The sequence below is a fragment of the bacterium genome, from assembly GCA_041648665.1.
Lineage (GTDB): Bacteria > UBA10199 > UBA10199 > 2-02-FULL-44-16 > JAAZCA01 > JAFGMW01.
Map to the genome: position 1 here is coordinate 1 of JBAZOP010000134.1, position 5,677 is coordinate 5,677.

Sequence of the window (5,677 nt, forward strand, 5' to 3'; positions counted from 1 at the left end):
CATGGGGGTTGTCGCGACGGCCCTGGTCATTTCTCTCTTTTCCGGCGTGGAGGAGGCGTGGGCTGCCGTGAAACAAGGCTATGCGCTTACCCATCTGTCGGAGTACGTCAGCTGGCTGCTCCCGCCGATCGCGGTGCTTATCGCTATAGCTTTCTATGTAGCGTTTTCCGTCAGCGCCATAGGTTCGATCGGCCTTCGCAAACAACTGAGCCAGAGGATCAAGGCGGAGGAGAAGCTCAAACTTCTCTCCGGTGCGGTCGAGCAGAGCTCGGAGGGCATGGCTGTGAGCGATCTCGACGGCAAACTGGTCTTCGTGAACCGTGCGTTCGCCGCTATGCACGATTACACGCCGGATGAGCTCAGGGGAAAAGAACTGAAGATCCTTCATACGCCGGAGCAGTTTCGCGCTGTTCAGGATGCAAACCGTTTGCTCGTGGAGTGCGGCGTCTACGCCGGGGAGGTCTGGCACTTGAGGCGCAACGGCTCTTCGTTCCCCGCGTTTATGCACAACTCCGTCCTCCGGGCCGACGACGGCAGACCGATGGGCATGATAGCTACGATGCGCGACATCTCGGAGCAGAAGGAGGCCGAAGCCAAGTTGAAAGAATATTCGGAGAAACTTGAGCATATGGTTGAGGAGCGAACGAAGGAGCTGGACAGTGTGCGGGCGGGCCTGTTCGTCTCGGCCAAGCTCGCGGCCATGGGGCGCATGGGCGCAGGCATAGCGCATCAGCTCAACAGCCCGCTCTGCGGCGGCTTGCTCATGGTGGATTCGCTCATGGAGGACGCCGGCGATGATCCTGAGCGTCTAAGAAAGCTTGCCACGCTTCGGAAGTCCATGGAGGGCATGCGGGACGTGATCGAATGCATGCTCTCTCTTGCCATGGTCGGCCGGCTCGGAAAACCCACGGAGGCGGATGCAAACATCAACGACATTCTTCAGAAGATCATCGGTTTTGTCTCGCTGGAGACGCAGCAGCGCAAGATAGAGGTCAAAGCGTCGTACGACAGTTCCATTCCCAAGATAAAAGCGAGGGTGGGCGAGCTTGACCAGGTGTTCCTCAACATCATCAACAATGCCATCGATGCGATGGCGGATGGCGGCAGGCTCGGCGTGAAGACCATATATAATGAAGGGACGATATTCATAGATATCTCTGATACCGGCAAGGGCATAGCCCCTGAATATTTTAGCAGGCTCTTCGAGCCTTTCTTCACCACCAGCCAGGGAAAGAAGGGGCTTGGTCTGGGGCTCTCAATAGCCAGGGAGATAATCGAACGTTATGGTGGGGGTATCGCTGTGGAAAGCGAGCTGAGAAAGGGTAGTAAGTTTTCAATAACCCTGCCAGATACAAATCAATAATCTTATTGTAATACGCATTGTTAGGCGTATAAATATAATCCATTGCTTAATGGAGGATTCGTGAGTCTACAGCAGAGGATATTGGTGGTCGATGACGAACCCAGCATATGTGAGGGCGTGGCGAATATACTGTCCAACGCCGGGTTCGTCGTAAAGCAGGCTAGCTCCGGCGAAGAGGCGGTGCGGATGGCCGTCGGAGAGGAGTTCGATGTGGTCATCATGGACCTCATCATGCCCGGGATGGACGGGGCTGATGCGTGCGCTGAAATAATAAGGCTTAGGCCTGACATCAAGGTCATCGCCATATCCGGATCTCCCGTCGGCCAAGGCATGGACAAGTTCGTGCGCTCCGGGGGCGTAGAGCTCTTCCTGTATAAGCCGTTCGGCAAGAAGGAGTTGCTGGCAGGGGTGAACGACGCCATCCAATCCGCCAAATTTCATCGTTGATTTCATCGCAATATGTGCGTTAGACAAACACCTCGCTCCTGCGGCTGCACGCCGATGCAGGGCAGATTACTCATATCCGACAAAGGGTTAAGGAGGATTCTGTGAACAAATTCGAGACCAGGAACATCCGGAACCTTGCGCTGATCGGCGCCAAGGGAGTGGGCAAGACCACCTTTGTGGAGGGTGTGCTCTTCACGGTCAAAGCGACTACCCGAATGGGCCGCGTGAGCGAGGGTAACTCCATAATCGATTACGATCCGCTGGAGGTCGAGCGCCAGCAGACGATAAACTCAAAAATAGTGCCGTTCGAGTGGAAGAACGTAAAGATCAATCTCATGGACACCCCCGGCTATGCCGACTTCATCGGCGATGCGGTCGGTGCGATCAACGTGGCCGACATCGCGCTTTTCCTCGTCGATTCGGTCAACGGCGTCGAGATCCAGACGCAGCTCTTGAACGAATATGTGAAGAAGGCGGGGACGGCGACCGCTTTTTTCATCAACAAGGCTGACGCGGAGAGGGCGGACGTAGAGGCCGCGTTTGCGTCGATAAAGGAGAGGATCTCTTCGTCGGCGGTGTTGATGGAGTTGCCGATAGGCTCGGGCACCGGTTTCAAGGGGGTGGTCGACATACTCAAGATGAAGGCCTACGAGGGCGGGAAGGTCTCCGACGTTCCGGCGGATCTGGCGGCGAAGGCCAAGGAGAAACGAACCGCTCTCATCGAGGCGGTCGCCGAGACCAGCGAGGTCCTCCTCAACAAATACCTGGAATCAGGCGAGTTGTCGGAGGAAGAGATTAAGTCCGGCATCGTAAAGGGCATCGCCTCGGGTGCTCTCTCGCCCGTATTCATGGGCAGCGCCCACAGCGGCGCCGCGCTCGACGCCTTTCTCGACATGATTGCGGAAAACTTCCCCTCGCCTGCGGATATGCCGCCGGCGAAGGCAAAAAGGAAAGACGGTTCCGTCGTGGAGCTCAAGGCGGATGCGCGCGGTCCTCTGCTCGCCCGCGTCTTCAAGACCACGTCGGATCCCGGCATCGGTGACGTGTTCTACTTCCGCGTTTATTCAGGGACGGTGAAATCAGGCGATGACGTCTACAACGGAACGCAGAGCACTTCCGAGAGAATGGGCCATCTTTTCCAGATGCGCGGCAAGGAGCGGACGGAGACGGAGGAGGCGCCCGCGGGCGACATCGCGGCGATCGCGAAACTCAAGAGCACCAGGATCAACGACATATTCACGGTCAAGAACGATGCGCTGACGCTCGACCCGATCGCCTTCCCCATGCCGGTCGTGCCGATGGCGGTGATGCCGAAATCCAAGAAGGATCAGGACAAGCTGGGGATCGGGCTTTCGAAACTCACCGAGATCGATCCGACCTTCACCTATCATATCGACAAAGAGTTCTCTGAGACGATCGTCACGGCGATGGGGGAGGTCCAGATCGACGTGATGGTCAAGAGGCTCCATGATCGCTTCGGCGTCGAGGTCGATCTAGGCAAACCGCACATACCGTACAGGGAGCACATCACCAAGAAGTCCGAGAAGCAGGGCAAGCACAAGAAACAGTCGGGCGGCCACGGACAATACGGCGATTGCTGGCTTAGACTCGAGCCGTTGCCGTCTGGCGGAGGCTTTGAGTTCGTCGATGAGATCGTCGGCGGCGCGATTCCTGCAAAGTACGTCCTCGCCGTGGAGAAGGGCGTGCGTGAGTCCATGCAGAAGGGGACGCTCGCGGGTTATCCGGTAGTCGACATGCGCGTCACCGTCTACGACGGCTCCTATCACGACGTTGATTCCAGCGACATGTCGTTCCAGATAGCGGGTTCGCTTGCCTTCAAGAACGCGATGGCGGAGGCCGCGCCGCAGCTCCTTGAGCCGTATGTCGATCTCGAGGTCTACGCTCCCCAGGAGTATATGGGCGATCTCTCCAGCGACATCAGCCAGCGCCGCGGTCGCGTCAGCGGCATGGACTCTGGAATGATCAAAGCGAAGATCCCGCTCGCGGAACTTTATCAGTATTCCGCCGCGCTGAAGTCCATCACCAGCGGGGCAGGAAGCTACTCCATGAAGTTCAGTCACTATGAGCCGATACCCGCGCACATCTCACAGAAGGTGATCGACGAGACGAAGAAGGAGCGCGAGCTGAGGGAGAAGAAGTGACGCGCGCTGCGCGCATGGAACGCACCGAGATCATCTACGGCGTGAACCCGGTCATCGAGGCCCTGAGGGCGGGGCGCAGGAATTGCCATGAGGTGATGATATCACTCGGTCGCCGGGAATTGACGGTCGCGAAGATCTGCGAAGAGGCTGCTCGCCGCAAGGCGAAGGTGGGCTTCGTATCAAAACAGGAAATTGCGGCGCTCTCCCGCACCGACAAGCATCAGGGCGTTGCCGCTCGAGTCGATTCTTACCCTTATGCCGAGTTCGAACATGTGCTGAAGAGCTCTGTCGAGGATGTGAAGAAGGCCTTCATCCTCGTCCTCGATAACGTCTCCGATCCGCACAACTTGGGTTCGCTTATAAGGACTGCCCATCTTATGGGCGTCCATGGGGTGATCATGCCCCGCGACAAATCGGTCGGCGTAACCCCGGCCGTGGTGAAATCATCAGCAGGCGCCACCGAATACCTTCCTATAGTTCAGGTCACAAATCTGGCCAGGACGCTCGAATATCTCAAGGAGTCGGGGGTCTGGGTCACGGGGGTAGAGGGTAGTGGTGAACAATCGATTTATGATAGTAATTTCAAAGGATTAAATTGCGCCTTGGTCCTGGGTTCCGAGGGTGCTGGGCTGAGGCGACTTGTAAGGCAATTATGTGATTTTATTGCATTTATTCCAATGGAGGGGCTGATATCTTCCTATAATGTATCTGTGGCAGGTGCTCTTGCCATGGGAGAGGTTGCAAGGCAAAGGCGTTGAAACGCTTTGCAAAAATCATACCGAAAGTCCTCATAATACCTTGACAAGGGTGGCATACTCTCTATAGAAATCCCAATCTTTTGGGGATTGTGCCTGTTTGCGGATAGGGTATGCCGGACCGCAGTTAAGACGGGGTCGAAAAACTGTCTCCGAAGATAAATTAATTGGCGCTCGGGCCGCTTGTGCGGCGCTGTGTGCTCTTGTTCATTGAAATTGAACCAAACAGGCGCTCGATTTTTTATTTGCGCAATATCATCGGTCGGCACTCGGCGGAGACAATATTGATTCCTTGCCGACGTAGCTCAGTAGGTAGAGCTGCTGATTTGTAATCAGCAGGTCGCCGGTTCGAGTCCGGCCGTCGGCTCATTTGCTTCAGGCCGCGAGAAAATGAATGGCCATGAGATTGGGGGAGAGGTTCCCGAGCGGTCAAAGGGAGCAGACTGTAAATCTGCCGGCATTAGCCTTCGGAGGTTCGAATCCTCCCCTCTCCACAGGCGTGAAGTCTGCGGGAGTAGCTCAGTGGTAGAGCATCAGCCTTCCAAGCTGAGGGTCGCGGGTTCGAAACCCGTCTCCCGCTCAGTTGAAGATGGTGAAAAGTCAGGCCGAGATAGCTCAGTCGGTAGAGCACATGCATGGTAAGCATGAGGTCACGGGTTCGATTCCCGTTCTCGGCTCAGAAGCTGGCGGAGCGGTGGCAATATAAAATGGAGGTTTAAGAAATAATCAACAGGGGGATAACCGGAAAGAAAACGAACGGAAGTTCGGGGAGGACACAATGGCGAAGGAGAAATTTGAACGGACGAAGCCGCACGTGAACGTGGGTACGATAGGGCACGTGGATCACGGCAAGACGACTTTGACGAGCGCGATCACGAAGTATCTTTCGACGAAGGGTCTGGCGGCGGTGATGGAGTTTGACCAGATCGACAAGGCTCCTGAGGAGAAGG

General features: G+C 56.2%; 5 protein-coding genes and 4 tRNA genes. All 9 read left to right on the forward strand.

Translation table 11 applies throughout. The annotated features are described in order from the left end of the window. A partial coding sequence (locus WC683_19030) for an ATP-binding protein (GenBank protein MFA4974706.1) occupies positions 1–1,363 on the forward strand: 1,363 nt, incomplete at its 5' end. A 60-nt stretch (positions 1,364–1,423) separates the two neighbouring features. Beyond that, positions 1,424–1,810 (forward strand): response regulator, encoded by a 387-nt coding sequence (locus WC683_19035; GenBank protein ID MFA4974707.1) that lies wholly within the window; start codon positions 1,424–1,426, stop codon positions 1,808–1,810. A gap of 101 nt (positions 1,811–1,911) precedes the next feature. After that, positions 1,912–3,972 carry an elongation factor G gene (gene fusA / locus WC683_19040; GenBank protein ID MFA4974708.1) on the forward strand — a complete coding sequence of 687 codons (2,061 nt, stop codon included), beginning with the start codon at positions 1,912–1,914 and terminating at the stop codon, positions 3,970–3,972. A gap of 14 nt (positions 3,973–3,986) precedes the next feature. Further along, positions 3,987–4,730 carry a 23S rRNA (guanosine(2251)-2'-O)-methyltransferase RlmB gene (rlmB, locus tag WC683_19045; GenBank protein ID MFA4974709.1) on the forward strand — a complete coding sequence of 248 codons (744 nt, stop codon included), beginning with the start codon at positions 3,987–3,989 and terminating at the stop codon, positions 4,728–4,730. A gap of 291 nt (positions 4,731–5,021) precedes the next feature. Continuing rightward, positions 5,022–5,094: transfer RNA gene (locus WC683_19050), tRNA-Thr, on the forward strand. A 44-nt stretch (positions 5,095–5,138) separates the two neighbouring features. Then, positions 5,139–5,221 (forward strand) — tRNA-Tyr (locus WC683_19055). A gap of 14 nt (positions 5,222–5,235) precedes the next feature. Beyond that, positions 5,236–5,307 (forward strand) — tRNA-Gly (locus tag WC683_19060). Positions 5,308–5,331: 24 nt separating this feature from the next. Beyond that, positions 5,332–5,404 (forward strand) — tRNA-Thr (locus WC683_19065). 101 nt (positions 5,405–5,505) lie between these two features. Then, a partial coding sequence (locus tag WC683_19070) for a GTP-binding protein (protein ID MFA4974710.1) occupies positions 5,506–5,677 on the forward strand: 172 nt, incomplete at its 3' end.